At 69.2% G+C, this 14,456-nt stretch carries 11 protein-coding genes; 7 read left to right on the top strand and 4 right to left on the bottom strand.

The window, feature by feature from the left end; genetic code table 11:
• Positions 1-131: 131 nt before the first annotated feature.
• From ACFV2S_RS07365 to ACFV2S_RS07355, 3 genes are all read left to right on the top strand, one after another.
• The gene (locus ACFV2S_RS07365) at positions 132-1,376 is read left to right on the top strand and encodes an acyl-CoA dehydrogenase family protein (protein ID WP_385555094.1); all 1,245 of its coding nucleotides are present in this window, start codon (positions 132-134) and stop codon (positions 1,374-1,376) included.
• The gene (locus tag ACFV2S_RS07360) at positions 1,373-1,771 is read left to right on the top strand and encodes a RidA family protein (protein ID WP_385555092.1); all 399 of its coding nucleotides are present in this window, start codon (positions 1,373-1,375) and stop codon (positions 1,769-1,771) included. The genes ACFV2S_RS07365 and ACFV2S_RS07360 overlap by 4 nt, the downstream gene beginning before the upstream one ends.
• A 102-nt stretch (positions 1,772-1,873) precedes the next feature.
• Complete coding sequence (locus ACFV2S_RS07355; protein WP_383787451.1) at positions 1,874-3,427, top strand: MFS transporter; 1,554 nt, start codon at positions 1,874-1,876, stop codon at positions 3,425-3,427.
• A 9-nt stretch (positions 3,428-3,436) separates the two neighbouring features.
• Here the strand turns inward: ACFV2S_RS07355 and ACFV2S_RS07350 are convergent, their stop codons facing one another.
• The 3 genes from ACFV2S_RS07350 to ACFV2S_RS07340 all read right to left on the bottom strand — a co-directional run bounded on the left by ACFV2S_RS07350 (position 3,437) and on the right by ACFV2S_RS07340 (position 6,338).
• The gene (locus tag ACFV2S_RS07350; RefSeq protein WP_385555090.1) at positions 3,437-4,279 is read right to left on the bottom strand and encodes a PASTA domain-containing protein; all 843 of its coding nucleotides are present in this window, start codon (positions 4,277-4,279) and stop codon (positions 3,437-3,439) included.
• A gap of 118 nt (positions 4,280-4,397) precedes the next feature.
• On the bottom strand, positions 4,398-5,927 hold the full coding sequence (locus ACFV2S_RS07345; RefSeq protein WP_383797873.1) for a helix-turn-helix domain-containing protein: 1,530 nt from the start codon (positions 5,925-5,927) through the stop codon (positions 4,398-4,400).
• A 51-nt stretch (positions 5,928-5,978) separates the two neighbouring features.
• Positions 5,979-6,338, bottom strand: a complete 360-nt coding sequence (locus ACFV2S_RS07340; protein ID WP_385555088.1) for a VOC family protein — start codon at positions 6,336-6,338, stop codon at positions 5,979-5,981.
• A gap of 292 nt (positions 6,339-6,630) precedes the next feature.
• On the opposite strand from ACFV2S_RS07340, the gene acnA reads away from it, so the two are divergent.
• The gene (acnA, locus tag ACFV2S_RS07335) at positions 6,631-9,345 is read left to right on the top strand and encodes an aconitate hydratase AcnA (RefSeq protein ID WP_385555086.1); all 2,715 of its coding nucleotides are present in this window, start codon (positions 6,631-6,633) and stop codon (positions 9,343-9,345) included.
• A gap of 92 nt (positions 9,346-9,437) precedes the next feature.
• On the opposite strand, the gene ACFV2S_RS07330 is transcribed toward acnA, so the two are convergent.
• Complete coding sequence (locus ACFV2S_RS07330) at positions 9,438-10,373, bottom strand: FG-GAP repeat domain-containing protein (RefSeq protein WP_385555084.1); 936 nt, start codon at positions 10,371-10,373, stop codon at positions 9,438-9,440.
• A 527-nt stretch (positions 10,374-10,900) separates the two neighbouring features.
• On the opposite strand from ACFV2S_RS07330, the gene ngcE reads away from it, so the two are divergent.
• The 3 genes from ngcE to ACFV2S_RS07315 all read left to right on the top strand — a co-directional run bounded on the left by ngcE (position 10,901) and on the right by ACFV2S_RS07315 (position 14,316).
• Positions 10,901-12,343 carry an N-acetylglucosamine/diacetylchitobiose ABC transporter substrate-binding protein gene (ngcE, locus tag ACFV2S_RS07325; protein ID WP_383801716.1) on the top strand — a complete coding sequence of 481 codons (1,443 nt, stop codon included), beginning with the start codon at positions 10,901-10,903 and terminating at the stop codon, positions 12,341-12,343.
• A gap of 105 nt (positions 12,344-12,448) precedes the next feature.
• Positions 12,449-13,378 carry a carbohydrate ABC transporter permease gene (locus ACFV2S_RS07320; protein WP_385555082.1) on the top strand — a complete coding sequence of 310 codons (930 nt, stop codon included), beginning with the start codon at positions 12,449-12,451 and terminating at the stop codon, positions 13,376-13,378.
• Positions 13,378-14,316 carry a carbohydrate ABC transporter permease gene (locus tag ACFV2S_RS07315; protein WP_385555080.1) on the top strand — a complete coding sequence of 313 codons (939 nt, stop codon included), beginning with the start codon at positions 13,378-13,380 and terminating at the stop codon, positions 14,314-14,316. The genes ACFV2S_RS07320 and ACFV2S_RS07315 overlap by 1 nt, the downstream gene beginning before the upstream one ends.
• Positions 14,317-14,456: the final 140 nt, after the last annotated feature.

Raw genomic sequence — 14,456 nt, 5'->3', positions numbered from 1 at the left:
CCCCGCCCCCCCCCCCCCCGGCCCCGGGACCAGGGCGGCGGACGGTGCCGCAGTCAGCGCGACGGCCGGCGCGCGGACCGCGTCGGCCGTCGCAGGGACGAAGACGCCCGGGGGCGTCGGAGAGGGCCCACATGCCCGCATTCTCGCTCGATCCGGTACAGACCACCTGGTGTGCGGAGCTCAGCGCGCTCGCCGCCGAACGGCTGAAGCCCCTCGCCGACCGGGGCGAACCCGGCCGGGTGAACCGGCCCCTCGTCGCCGCCCTCGGCGAGCTCGGCCTCCTCGCCCGGCTCTTCGAGGCCGGCGCCCTCGACCTGTGCCTGCTGCGCGAGTCCCTCGCCAGGACCTGCACCGAGGCCGAGACCGCCCTCGCCCTCCAGGGCCTCGGCACCCACCCCGTCGCCGCCTTCGGCACCCCCGCGCAGCGGGCCCGCTGGCTCCCCGAGGCCACCGCGGGACGCGCCGTCGCCGCCTTCGCCCTCTCCGAGCCGGACGCCGGCTCCGACGCCGCCGCCCTCACCCTGGAAGCCGTCCCCGACGGGCGCGGCGGCTGGCGCCTGCACGGCGAGAAGCGCTGGATCTCCAACGCCCCCGAGGCCGACTTCGCCACCGTCTTCGCCCGCACCACCCGGGGCGCCGGGGCGCGCGGCATCACCGCCTTCCTCGTCCCCGCCGACCGCCCGGGCCTCGGCGGGGAGCACCTCGACATGCTCGCCCCGCACGCCCTCGGCACCCTCACCTTCGACGGCGTCCCCGTCGGCCCCGAGGACCTGCTCGGGGAGCCCGACCGTGGCTTCCGGGTCGCCATGAACACCCTCAACCTCTTCCGGCCCAGCGTCGGCGCCTTCGCCGTCGGCATGGCCCAGGCCGCCCTCGACGCGGCCCTCGCCCATACCGCCGCCCGCCCCGCCTTCGGCGGCGTCCTCGCCGACCTCCAGGCCGTCTCGCACCGCGTCGCCGAGATGGCCACCCGCACCGAGGCCGCCCGCCTCCTCGTGTACGCGGCGGCCGTGGCGTACGACGAGGGCGACCCGGACGTCCCCCGGCGCTCCGCCATGGCCAAGCTCCTCGCCACCGAGACCGCCCAGTACGTGGTCGACGCCGCCGTCCAGCTGCACGGAGCCCTCGCGCTCCAGCGCGGCCACCTCCTGGAGCACCTCTACCGCGAGGTCCGCGCACCCCGGATCTACGAGGGCGCGACGGAGGTGCAGCGCACGATCATCGCGAAGGAGCTGTACGCGAAGGCGCGGCACCCCGAGAAGACGCCGACCGCCGAGGTGCGGCAGTACGTGACGAAGGAGCCGACCGCCGAGCCGCAGCCCGTGACGAAGCCGCACGACGAGCCGCAGCCCGTGACGAAGGAGCCGACCGCATGAGCCTGCACCGCCACAACCCGGCCGAACTCTCCCCGCCCACCGGCTTCTCGCACGCCGTCACCGCCACCGGCACCCGGCTCGTGTTCCTCGCCGGACAGACCGCCCTCGACACCGAGGGAAAGGTCGTCGGGGACGGCCTCACCGAGCAGTTCACCACCGCCCTCGGCAACCTGCTCACCGCCCTGCGCCACGCGGGCGGCGCCCCCGCCGACCTGGCCCGCGTCACCGTCTACACCACCGACGTCGCCGGCTACCGTGAGCACGCCCATGAACTGGGACGGATCTGGCGCCGGTTGGCGGGCCGCGACTATCCGGCGATGGCCGTCATCGGAGTCGTACGGCTCTGGGACGAGCAGGCGCTGGTGGAGTTCGACGGCTTCGCGGTCCTGGACTGAGAGCTCCTTGATCAACTGGTCGGCCGACTAGGCCGGGCTTAGTGTCGAAAGGTGGACTGACCGGCCCACGGCTCACTCACCAGGCGAGGCACGAGGCGCCCAATGAGTACACCCAAGCCGACGACACCGGCACAGACGACCGCTCCCGGCAAGGGCGGTGACGGCAAGGGCATCGCCCTGTTCGTGATCGCCTCCTGCCAGCTGATGGTCGTCCTCGACATCACGATCGTGAACATCGCGCTCCCGCACATCCAGAGCGCCCTGGACTTCTCCACGACCAGCCTGTCCTGGGTCGTCAACGCCTACACCCTCACCTTCGGCGGCCTGCTGCTCCTCGGCGGACGCACCGGTGACATCCTGGGCCGGCGACGCGTCTTCATCTTCGGCGTGCTGCTCTTCGGACTCGCCTCCCTCTTCTGCGGACTGGCGCAGAGCGAGTGGCAACTCCTGGCGGCACGGTCGCTCCAGGGCGTCGGCGGCGCGATCGCCTCGCCGACCTCGCTCTCCCTCATCACCACGACGTTCGACGAAGGCCCGGAACGCAACCGGGCCTTCGGCGTCTTCGCCGGCGTCTCGGCCGGCGGCGGAGCGATCGGCCTGGTGGCCGGAGGCATGCTCGTCGAATGGCTCGACTGGCGCTGGATCTTCTTCGTGAACGTGCCGATCGCCATCCTGATCGCGGTCCTCACCCCGCGCCACGTCAAGGAGTCCGAGCGGCACCCCGGTCACTTCGACCTCGCCGGCGCGCTGACCTCGACGCTCGGCATGGTGGCGCTGGTGTACGGATTCATCAGGGCCGCGCAGGAGGGCTGGAGCGATCCGTACACGATCGGCTCGTTCGTCGCCGCCGTCCTGCTCCTGGCCGCGTTCATCTTCATCGAGCGGCGCTCGCAGCAGCCCATCACGCCGCTGCACATGTTCGCCGACCGCAACCGCTCGGGCACCTACGTCATCATGCTGTGCCTGGCGGCGGCCATCTTCGGGATGTTCTTCTTCCTGACCCTGTTCGTGCAGCAGGTGCTGGGATTCAGCCCCCTGATGACGGGTCTCGCGTTCCTGCCGGTCAGCGCGATCATCGCGGTCGGTGCCGGCCTCACGTCCAACCTGCTGCCCAGATTCGGCCCGAAACCCTTTATGGTGACGGGGTCGATCCTCACCGCGATCGGGCTGTCCTGGCTGACGCTCACCGATGTGAACTCCACGTACGCGGGCAGCATCCTCGGGCCGATCCTCGTCTTCGGCATGGGCATGGGCCTGATGTTCGTCTCGCTGACCATCATGGCGCTGTCGAACGTCGAACCGCAGGAGTCCGGCGCCGCGTCCGGCCTGCTCAACGCCATGCAACAGGTGGGCGGTTCGCTGGGACTCTCGATCCTGGTGACCGTCTTCGGCACGGCGAGCCGCAACGAGGCGGACCAGCAGGTCCCCGCCTTCCTGGCCCAGGCGGGTCCGCTGGAGAAGGCCCAGTTCGCCAAGACGGGCCAGCTGCCGGCTCCCTGGGGCGACCAGGTGCTCGCCTCGGGCGTCTCGGCGGGCTTCGTCACCGCGGCGATCTTCGCCGTCGTCGGAGCGCTGGTCGCCCTGTTCGTCATCCAGGTCCGGGCCTCCGACCTCGAACGCCTCCAGGGCGGCGGCGTGATGCCCGGAGCCGGCTGAGTCCGTGCGCTACGAGGCGGGCGTCGGCGTCGGCTCGGGACGCAACCGCGCGTACGGCTGATCGGGGCAGGGGGCGTCGGGCGGGGCGAGCTTGAGGTAGACGGTCCCGTACTGCGGGTTCTCGATCTCCTGGCCGGGCTGGGGGTCCTGGAAGCAGACCTTCCAGGGATCGGCGACGCCGGGCAGCTCCACGTCGGAGTACGCGCTCTCGGGCTCGACCTTCTTGAACCCGACCGGCTTCAGCGCCTCACCGGCCCGTGCGAAGGTCAGGCCGGTGACGGCGGGCATTCTCGGCCAGGGGATCTTCTCGCCGTCCGCGGTGGGGCAGGGCGCCTCGGCACGGACGACACCGAGATCGAGCGAGGGCCGCTTGCCGTTCCGCTGCCCCGCCGAAGTCTGGAAGCACACCTTCCAGTTGTCGGCGTCCCACTGCCCGGCGTCCTGGTCCGAGGCGTCGTGCGACACGACGTCGAACCCGGCGGCGGAGGCGACCCCCTTCGCCTCCGTGAGGCTCTTCCCCACGAGCGGGGGAGGCCCGGAGGGCGAGGGGGACGCGGAGGGAGCGCCGCTGCCACCGACACGGGGCTGGGGAGCCCGCGCGTCGTCCGGCACCGTGGCCCCCTCCTCGGGCGAACCCCCGCGGAGGAGGAGCAGAAGGAGCCAGGCGGCGGCGAGCACGGAGGCGAGGATCTTCCGGTGGCGACTCCACGGACCCACCCAGACGAGCCCGATCCCGACGGGCGGCAGCACGACCAACGCCCCGACGACCACCCCGGGATGCTGCCACCACCGCCGCACGACGGGCGGGGGAGGCAACGGGGGCGGAGGCGGGGCGTAGGTGTACGAGTCCACGCGGGGATCGTAGACACCCCGGGAACCCCGCCACCCCCACGTGCCCGGATCGAGACCGGTGCACCCGCCCCGGGCCGGCGGACCCGGGGCCGGGCGTCGGCCGCCGTGCGACGGAGCCTCAGATGTCCCTGAAGATCTCGATCTGCGCGCCGATCGAGTTCAGGCGTTCCGCCAGGTCCTCGTAGCCGCGGTTGATGACGTAGACGTTGCGGAGGACCGAGGTGCCCTCCGCCGCCATCATCGCGAGGAGGACGACCACGGCCGGGCGCAGGGCCGGCGGGCACATCATCTCGGCGGCGCGCCAGCGGGTCGGGCCCTCCACCAGGACGCGGTGGGGGTCGAGGAGCTGGAGGCGGCCGCCGAGGCGGTTGAGGTCCGTGAGGTAGATGGCGCGGTTGTCGTAGACCCAGTCGTGGATGAGGGTCTTGCCCTGGGCCGTCGCCGCGATCGCCGCGAAGAAGGGGACGTTGTCGATGTTCAGGCCCGGGAACGGCATCGGGTGGATCTTGTCGATCGGCGCCTCCAGCTTGGAGGGGCGGACCGTCAGGTCGACCAGGCGCGTGCGGCCGTTGTCCGCGGCGTACTCCGCCGAGCGGTCGTGGTCGAGGCCCATCTCCTCCAGGACCGCGAGCTCGATCTCCATGAACTCGATCGGGACCCGGCGGATCGTCAGTTCCGATTCGGTGACCACCGCCGCGGCGACCAGGCTCATCGCCTCGACCGGGTCCTCGGAGGGGGAGTAGTCGACGTCCACGTCGATCTGCGGCACGCCGTGCACGGTCAGGGTGGTGGTGCCGATGCCGTCGACCCGGACGCCGAGGGCCTCCAGGAAGAAGCACAGGTCCTGGACCATGTAGTTGGAGGAGGCGTTGCGGATGACGGTCACGCCGTCGTGCCGGGCGGCGGCGAGCAGGGCGTTCTCGGTGACCGTGTCCCCGCGCTCGGTCAGGACGATCGGGCGGTCGGGGGAGACGGAGCGCTCGACCTGGGCGTGGTACAGGTTGTCCGTCGCCGTGACGTCCAGGCCGAAGCGGCGCAGCGCGATCATGTGCGGCTCGATCGTGCGCGTACCGAGGTCGCAGCCGCCGGCGTACGGCAGCTTGAAGCGGTCCATGCGGTGCAGCAGCGGGCCGAGGAACATGATGATGGAGCGGGTGCGGATCGCGGCCTCGGCGTCGATGGACTCCATGTCGAGCTCGGCCGGCGGCACGATCTCCAGGTCCACGCCGTCGTTGATCCAGCGGGTGCGGACGCCGATGGAGCCCAGGACCTCCAGGAGCCGGAAGACCTCCTCGATGCGGGCGACCCGGCGCAGGACCGTGCGGCCCTTGTTGAGGAGCGAGGCGCAGAGCAGCGCGACACAGGCGTTCTTGCTCGTCTTGACGTCGATGGCGCCGGAGAGCCGGCGGCGGCCGACGACGCGGAGGTGCATGGGGCCCGCGTAGCCGAGGGACACGATCTCGCTGTCGAGGGCCTCGCCGATCCGGGCGATCATCTCAAGGCTGATGTTCTGGTTGCCGCGCTCGATCCGGTTGACGGCGCTCTGGCTCGTGGCCAGCGCTTCGGCGAGCTGCGTCTGCGTCCAGCCGCGGTGCTGCCGGGCGTCACGGATGAGCTTGCCGATGCGTACGAGGTAGTCGTCTGCCATGGCGTCACGTTATCTCAGATATGAGATGTGATCCTTCATCGGGGTGGGCCATCAGGGTGAGTCGCCACCGAGTGCGGTGGGGTGACGCGGTTCGTACAGGGGGAGTTCGGTGCCGCTCGGCAGCCGGACGGCGGCAAGCAGGCCCCAGCGCTCCTCGGTGATGGCCCGTGAGATTTCGACGCCCTTCTTGTCCAGGCTTGTCAGCGTCTGGGTGAGGTCGTCGCACATGAGGTACACCTCGGACCTCGGCTCGTGCGTCGTCGGGTGCACCGCGATCTCGGCGGGCGGCAGCCCGAAGATCAGCCAGCCGTGTCCGGCGTCCACGTGCTCGAAGCCGATGACGTCCTTGAGGAAGGCACGGTCGGCCTCCGCGTCCCGGGAGTAGAGGATCACATGCGCGCCGCTGAACATGGCTCGATCGTCGGACGGGCGGCCGGGTGTGGCAATCGGTGGGCATCCGTTCGGGGTGGAGCGGGGCGGGTAGGAGGTGGGTGTGGCCCGGATCCCGTGATCCGCGCCATGCCAGGCATGACCGCGCGGCGGTGATGTACTAGAGTTATCTCGACATCGAGATATCTGCCGAGGCGCACCGCTGCCGCCACCCCGGTAAGGGTTACCTAACTTAGCCTTACCTTAGCGGATCCGCGACGTGTATGCGGCGGCAGGATGTGGCGAAACGCGCACATATATGAAGGAGACTGTCGTGTCGGCGAACAGCTTCGACGCCCGCAGCACGCTGCGCGTGGGCGACGAGTCGTACGAGATCTTCAAGCTGGACAAGGTCGAGGGCTCCGCGCGCCTCCCTTACAGCCTGAAGGTCCTCCTGGAGAACCTGCTCCGCACCGAGGACGGCGCGAACATCACCGCCGACCACATCCGGGCCCTCGGCAACTGGGACTCGCAGGCTCAGCCGAGCCAGGAGATCCAGTTCACGCCCGCCCGCGTGATCATGCAGGACTTCACCGGCGTGCCCTGCGTCGTCGACCTCGCCACCATGCGTGAGGCCGTCGCCGCGCTCGGCGGCGACCCGGCGAAGATCAACCCGCTGTCCCCGGCCGAGATGGTCATCGACCACTCCGTCATCGCCGACAAGTTCGGCACGAACGACGCCTTCGCGCAGAACGTCGAGCTGGAGTACGGCCGCAACAAGGAGCGCTACCAGTTCCTGCGCTGGGGCCAGACCGCGTTCGACGACTTCAAGGTCGTCCCGCCGGGCACCGGCATCGTCCACCAGGTGAACATCGAGCACCTGGCCCGCACCGTCATGGTCCGGGGCGGCCAGGCGTACCCCGACACCCTCGTCGGCACCGACTCGCACACCACCATGGTCAACGGCCTCGGTGTGCTCGGCTGGGGCGTCGGCGGCATCGAGGCCGAGGCCGCGATGCTCGGCCAGCCGGTCTCCATGCTCATCCCGCGCGTCGTCGGCTTCAAGCTGACCGGCGAGCTGCCGGCCGGCACCACCGCCACCGACCTCGTGCTGACCATCACCGAGATGCTGCGCAAGCACGGTGTCGTCGGCAAGTTCGTCGAGTTCTACGGTGAGGGCGTCGCCGCCACCTCCCTCGCGAACCGCGCCACCATCGGCAACATGTCGCCGGAGTTCGGCTCCACCGCCGCGGTCTTCCCGATCGACGGCGAGACCCTGAACTACCTCAAGCTCACGGGCCGCTCCGAGCAGCAGGTCGCGCTCGTCGAGGCGTACGCCAAGGAGCAGGGCCTCTGGCTCGACCCGGCCGCCGAGCCCGACTTCTCCGAGAAGCTGGAGCTCGACCTCTCCACGGTCGTCCCCTCCATCGCCGGCCCGAAGCGCCCGCAGGACCGCATCGTCCTCGCGAACGCCGCCGCGCAGTTCGCCCAGGACGTGCGCAACTACGTCTCCACCGACGACGAGGCGGGCAAGGAGTCCTTCCCGGCCTCCGACGCCCCGGCCGTCTCCAACGGCGTCCCGTCGAACCCGGTCGAGGTGACCGCCCCCGACGGCACCACGTACACGATCGACCACGGCGCCGTCACCGTCGCCGCGATCACCTCCTGCACCAACACGTCGAACCCGTACGTGATGGTCGCCGCCGCGCTCGTCGCGAAGAAGGCCGTCGAGAAGGGCCTGACCCGCAAGCCGTGGGTCAAGACCACCCTCGCCCCGGGCTCGAAGGTCGTCACCGACTACTTCGACAAGGCGGGCCTCACCCCGTACCTCGACAAGGTCGGCTTCAACCTCGTCGGCTACGGCTGCACCACCTGCATCGGCAACTCCGGCCCGCTGCCGGAGGAGGTCTCCAAGGCCGTCAACGAGCACGACCTGGCCGTGACCTCGGTGCTCTCGGGCAACCGCAACTTCGAGGGTCGCATCAACCCCGACGTCAAGATGAACTACCTGGCCTCCCCGCCGCTGGTCGTCGCGTACGCCCTCGCGGGCTCCATGAAGGTGGACATCACCAAGGACGCCCTCGGCGTCGACCAGGACGGCAAGCCCGTCTACCTGGCCGACATCTGGCCGTCGGAGGCCGAGGTCAACGACGTCGTCGCCAACGCCATCGGCGAGGACATGTTCAACAAGTCCTACCAGGACGTCTTCGCGGGCGACGCCCAGTGGCAGGCGCTGGAGATCCCGACCGGCAACACCTTCGAGTGGGACGCCGAGTCCACCTACGTCCGGAAGCCCCCGTACTTCGAGGGCATGACGATGGAGACCTCCCCGGTCACCGACATCACCGGCGCCCGCGTGCTGGCCAAGCTGGGCGACTCGGTCACCACCGACCACATCTCCCCGGCCGGTGCCATCAAGGCCGACACCCCGGCCGGCAAGTACCTCACCGAGCACGGTGTGGAGCGTCGTGACTTCAACTCCTACGGCTCGCGCCGAGGCAACCACGAGGTCATGATCCGCGGCACCTTCGCCAACATCCGCCTGCGCAACCAGATCGCGCCGGGCACCGAGGGCGGCTTCACCCGCGACTTCACCGTCGAGGGCGGCCCGGTGTCGTTCATCTACGACGCCTCGCAGAACTACCAGGCCGCCGGCACCCCGCTGGTCATCCTGGGCGGCAAGGAGTACGGCTCCGGCTCGTCCCGCGACTGGGCCGCCAAGGGCACCGCGCTCCTCGGCGTCAAGGCCGTCATCACCGAGTCGTACGAGCGCATCCACCGCTCGAACCTCATCGGCATGGGCGTCCTCCCGCTCCAGTTCCCGGCCGGCCAGTCGGCCGACTCGCTCGGCCTGACCGGCGAGGAGACCTTCTCCATCACGGGCGTCACGGAGCTGAACGAGGGCACCACGCCGAGCACGGTCAAGGTCACCACCGACACCGGTGTCGAGTTCGACGCGGTCGTCCGCATCGACACCCCCGGCGAGGCGGACTACTACCGCAACGGCGGCATCATGCAGTACGTGCTCCGCAACCTGATCCGCGGCTGACGGATCGGACGAACGGAAAGGGCCCCGCTCCTCGGAAGAGGAGCGGGGCCCTCGCGTTCGTCACGCGCCCGCCCGGATGACGGGAGGCCGGATCAGAACAGGATGCGGTACGTGTTCCAGCCGCTGGTGCCGATCACGACGCGCGGCTTGAACGGGGCGGCGGCGTTGCCGGTACCCGAGTAGCGGTACAGCTTGCCGGCCGAGTCGCGCGCGATCAGGTCGCTGCGGCCGTCCCAGTCGAGGTCGCCGATGCCGACGAGGCTGTTGTAGGCGCCCCAGCCGCCACCGATCTTGGTGCGGCCGGTGAACGGCGCCTTGTAGTCGCCCGTGCCCTTGTAGAGCCACAGGATCCCGGAGGCGTCGCGGGCGACGATGTCGGCCTTGCCGTCACCGCTCAGGTCGCCGACACCGGCGATCTGGCTGTAGGCGTTCCAGCCGCCGCCGACCCGGTAGCGGGTGGTGAGCTTGCCGTTGTCGTAGCCCAGGTACAGGTACAGGACACCGGAGCTGTCGCGGGCGAGCAGGTCCGCGGCGGCGCCGCCACCGAGCGTGCCCGGGGACAGGATCTTGTTGTAGATGTTCCAACCGCCACCGATGGTGGTGAACTCGTTGGAGGCCGACTCACCCGCGGCGTACCCGAGGGTGCCGTTGGTGTAGAGGATCCAGGCGTCGTCGGCGACACCGTCGTGGTCGTTGTCGGCCTGCTGGGCGGCCTTCACGTTGGCCCAGGTGCTGTTGGCGTACTCGCGGGCCTCGAAGCCGCCCGAGCCGTTCGGCTGGTACCAGTAGAGGGAGGAGCCGGACACGCCCTGAAGGAAGCGGAGCTCGGCTTCCGCCGAGGCGGCGGAGGCGTTCGCGGCGGAGGCGGAGGCGGCGGGGGCCGCGGCCGGCTTGATCGCCTTGGCGGCGGTCTGCGGGGCGTCGGCGGCGACGGCGGCCGTCGTGGTGCCGACGAGGGCGGCCGTTATCGCCGCGACCGTGACACGGGACAGGATGCCCGTGCGGTTCAGGCCAGAAGAGTTGGCCACGTGTACTCCAGATCCGTATGGAATATGGCAGGTCCCGCCGCACGCTCGTGCCGAGGGCAGGGGGCGGCGGGATCCCTATGATCCAGGATCCTTCTCACGAGATCTTCACCGGGCAACTGGTTTGTGACACAACTGTTTCGATGTCGGTCATTTGTCCCCTTTATGTCTTTTCTCCCGCGACTCTCGCGCCCCTCCGCGGCGCGCCCGTGCGATGGGGTCGCCATGACGTCCTGTCAAGGGTGTTGCGTGGCGAATGGTTGGACGAAACGCCGCAGATCCAGCGTGCTTATCCCGGAGGTCTCAACTCGGGAAAGATGGTCGTGCAAACCTGGTTTCGATCTTGCTCCCGTGAAGGGAAGTGGACTATACCTGTCGGCGTCCAGCCAGTCGGAGCAATGCGACGACGGCCCGACGCGTGCACGACCCGGCTGCAAATGACCGCGGTGGCGGGGCCCTTCGCCTGTGGCGAGCGAGAAACGGGCGACCGGTACACCGCCTGAGTCCTGAATGAAGGCGAGGACTTGAGCATGGGATCCACCTCCGCACACAACGGTGAGGGCCTCGGCCGTCGCGATCTGATCAAGCGTTCCGCCGCTATCGGTCTGATCTCCGTACCGACGATGAGCTTCCTGTCCGCCTGCGCGAGCAGCGGTGACAGCGGCAACGAGAAGGTCGAAAAGGGCACCAAGTCCGACAAGAACCCGCTCGGGGTGAATGAGTCGGCCCCGATGGAGTTCGTCCTCTTCGACGGCGGATTCGGACAGCAGTACGCCAAGGACGCGATCAAGGTCTACGAGACCAATTACCCCAAGGCGGCCGTCAAGTTCACCCCGACCCAGAAGATCACCACCACGCTCCAGCCGCGCTTCAACGGCGGCACCCCGCCGGACCTCATCGACAACTCCGGCGCCGAGCAGATGGACATGGGTGTCCTCGTCGGCCAGAAGCAGCTGGCGGACCTCACCCCGCTCCTGGACGCGCCGTCCATCGACGACCCGAGCAAGAAGGTCCGCGACACCCTGCGGCCCGGCATCGTCGAGATGGGCCAGTTCGAGGGCGACCCGGTGTGGATCATGTACTACGCGTACACGGTCTACGGCGTCTGGTACTCGCAGAAGCTGCTCGACTCCCTCGACGCCAAGTACCCCGAGACCTGGGACGAGATGCTGGCCGTCTGCGAGAAGGCCAAGAAGAAGGGCATCGCGGGCTGGACGTACGCCGGAAAGTACCCGTACTACGTCCCCTTCTCGCTCTACCCGATGATCGGCAAGGTCGGCGGCCGCGAGGTCCTCGACGCCATCGACAACCTGGAGCCGAAGGCCTGGGAGCACCCCGCGGTCAAGGCGTGTTTCGAGGCCTACTACGAGCTGGTCAAGAAGGGGTACATCCTCAAGGGCACCCCCGGCCTCGACCACATCCAGTCGCAGACCGCCTGGACCGAGGGCAAGGCCCTGTTCATCCCGAACGGCTCCTGGGTCGAGAACGAGGCCGCGAAGACGATGCCGGCCGACTTCAACCTGGCCGTCTCGGCGCCGACCGGCATCGACTCCTCCGACAAGATGCCCTTCGGCACCATCTGGGCCTCCGGCGGTGAGCCCTTCATCGTCCCGGCGAAGGCGAAGAACCCGGAGGGCGGCCTGGAGCAGCTGCGCATCATGCTCAGCGAGGCCTCCTCCAAGAACTTCACCCAGTCCGTGAAGTCCCTGACGGCCTTCAACGGCGGCACCGACGGCATCGAGCTGACCCCGGGCCTCAAGTCCGGTGTCGCCGCCCTGGAGAAGGCCGGCCAGAACGTCGTCAACCCGCGCCTCCAGGACTGGTACGTCGCCCTCCAGAAGGAGAAGATCGGCGTCGCCGGCCTCGGCGAGATGATGGCCGGCCGCGCGACCCCGGCCGAGACGATCAAGAAGATCCAGAAGTACGCCGACGAGGCCGCCAAGGACTCGAGCATCAAGCACTACAAGCACTGACGCACAGTGCCGGGGCCCCTTCCCGCCGACCGGGAGCGGGCCCCGGCTCCTTCGCGCGCGGCACCAGCGGCGCGCTTGGCGCGGGAAAGATCGGGGTCGGTAGGAATGCAACACGGCAAGTACCGTTTCATCGTGGGGTTCCTCGTGACCCCCCTCGCGCTCTACGCGCTGTTCGTGATCTGGCCGTTCATCCAGGCCATCTACTACTCGTTCACGGACTGGACCGGGCTGAGTCCCGAATTCGGGATGGTCGGCTTCGACAACTACAGCCGAATGCTGGACGACGAGATCTTCTGGAAATCTCTCCAGCACAGTCTGATCTTCGCGCTGGTGCTCCCGCTGGTGACCGTGGGGCTCGCCCTCTTCTTCGCCTTCATGCTGAATGTCGGCGGCCGGCGCCGCAAGGGTGCGGCGATCTCGGGTGTGCGGGGATCCTCGTTCTACAAGATCGTCTATTTCTTCCCGCAGGTGCTGTCGATCGCGATCGTCGCACTGCTCTTCCAGTTCGCGTACAACCCGAACAGCGGAGCCATCAATTCCGTATTGAAGGGCGTCGGTCTCGGCAGTGTCCAGCCGGACTGGCTCGGAGATCCGGACCTCGCCCTCCTCTGCGTGATGGCGGTCCTGGTCTGGTCGACGGTCGGATTCTTCGTCGTCCTCTTCTCGGCCGGCATGGCGTCCATTCCGAGGGACTTCTACGAGGCGGCCCTGCTCGACGGCGCGAACCGCTTCACCACCTTCTTCAAGATCACCATGCCGCTGCTCTGGGACACCGTGCAGTCGGGCTGGATCTACATGGGCATCCTCGCGCTCGGCGCGGAGTCCTTCGCCGTCGTGCAGATCATGACCGTCGGCCCCAACGGCGGCGGGCCGGACTTCTCCACCATCGTCCTTCCGCTGTACGTGTACCAGAAGGCGTTCCGGGACGGTCAGGCCGCCTACGCAACGACCATCGGTGTCGCGCTCCTCGTCGTCACGCTCGCCTTCGCGGCCGTCGTGATGAAGCTGGGCCGGCGCGAGCGGCTGGAGTTCTGATGAAGACGACCGACACTGCCACCACCGGCGTCGAGACCCCGGACTCCCCGGCCGGCCCCGGCCCCACGGCCACGAAGACGGCGGCCCCCGCCCCGCGCAGGACCGCCAAGGCCGAGGGCGCGACCCTCAACGTCTTCTCGCACGGCGTCCTGATCATCTGGGCGATCATGGTCGTCATGCCGCTGCTGTGGGCGGTCATGACCTCCTTCAAGACCGACAAGGCGATCTTCACCTCGCCGTGGTCGCTGCCCGACAAGCTGCACTTCGAGAACTGGTCGCGCGCCTGGACCGAGGCGCACATGAGCGACTACTTCCTGAACACCCTCCTGGTGGTCGGCGGCTCGCTCCTCGGCACGCTCCTCCTCGGCTCGATGGCGGCCTACGTCCTGGCCCGCTTCGACTTCCCGGGCAACCGGTTCATCTACTTCCTCTTCATCGGAGGGATGAGCTTCCCGATCATCCTGGCGCTCGTGCCGCTCTTCTACGTCCTGCAGAACATGGCCCTGCTCAACACGCTGCACGGCCTGATCCTGGTCTACATCGCGTACTCGCTGCCGTTCACCGTCTTCTTCCTGACGGCCTTCTTCCGCACCCTGCCCACCTCGGTGGCGGAAGCGGCCTTCGTGGACGGCGCCTCGCACACCCGGACCTTCTTCCAGGTGATGCTGCCGATGGCCAAGCCGGGCCTGATCAGCGTCGGCATCTTCAACTTCCTCGGCCAGTGGAACCAGTACCTCCTGCCGACGGTGCTCAACACCGAGCCGGAGAAGAAGGTGCTCTCGCAGGGCCTCGTCCAGCTCGCCGTCAGCCAGGGCTACAAGGGCGACTGGTCCGGCCTCTTCGCCGGCCTCGTGATGGCGATGCTCCCGGTCCTCGCCGCGTACATCATCTTCCAGCGGCAGGTGGTGGCCGGACTGACCGCCGGCGCCGTGAAGTAGCCCGCCGCCGCAGCCTCCGGGGCCCCCCGCCCCCCCCCCGGGGGGGGCCCCCCCCGCGGGGGGGCGCGCCCCCCGGGCGGTCGCAGGCGGGGTTGGGGGGGGCCGCGGCCGATGGGAGCCGCGTGGTGTCGACTTTGCGT

Source organism: Streptomyces sp. NPDC059695, assembly GCF_042733785.1.
Taxonomy (GTDB): Bacteria; Actinomycetota; Actinomycetes; order Streptomycetales; family Streptomycetaceae; genus Streptomyces.
The sequence above is the reverse complement of the archived record's forward strand: the minus strand, read 5'-3'. Positions and strand labels throughout refer to the sequence as shown.

What these genes read in the sequence shown, in the direction of transcription:
- ngcE (WP_383801716.1), top strand. Translation starts at nt 10,901, where the DNA reads ATGGGATCCACCTCCGCACACAACGGTGAGGGCCTCGGCCGTCGCGAT.
- ACFV2S_RS07320 (WP_385555082.1), top strand. Translation starts at nt 12,449, where the DNA reads ATGCAACACGGCAAGTACCGTTTCATCGTGGGGTTCCTCGTGACCCCC.
- ACFV2S_RS07365 (WP_385555094.1), top strand. Translation starts at nt 132, where the DNA reads ATGCCCGCATTCTCGCTCGATCCGGTACAGACCACCTGGTGTGCGGAG.
- ACFV2S_RS07360 (WP_385555092.1), top strand. Translation starts at nt 1,373, where the DNA reads ATGAGCCTGCACCGCCACAACCCGGCCGAACTCTCCCCGCCCACCGGC.
- ACFV2S_RS07315 (WP_385555080.1), top strand. Translation starts at nt 13,378, where the DNA reads ATGAAGACGACCGACACTGCCACCACCGGCGTCGAGACCCCGGACTCC.
- ACFV2S_RS07355 (WP_383787451.1), top strand. Translation starts at nt 1,874, where the DNA reads ATGAGTACACCCAAGCCGACGACACCGGCACAGACGACCGCTCCCGGC.
- ACFV2S_RS07345 (WP_383797873.1), bottom strand. Translation starts at nt 5,927, where the DNA reads ATGGCAGACGACTACCTCGTACGCATCGGCAAGCTCATCCGTGACGCC.
- ACFV2S_RS07340 (WP_385555088.1), bottom strand. Translation starts at nt 6,338, where the DNA reads ATGTTCAGCGGCGCGCATGTGATCCTCTACTCCCGGGACGCGGAGGCC.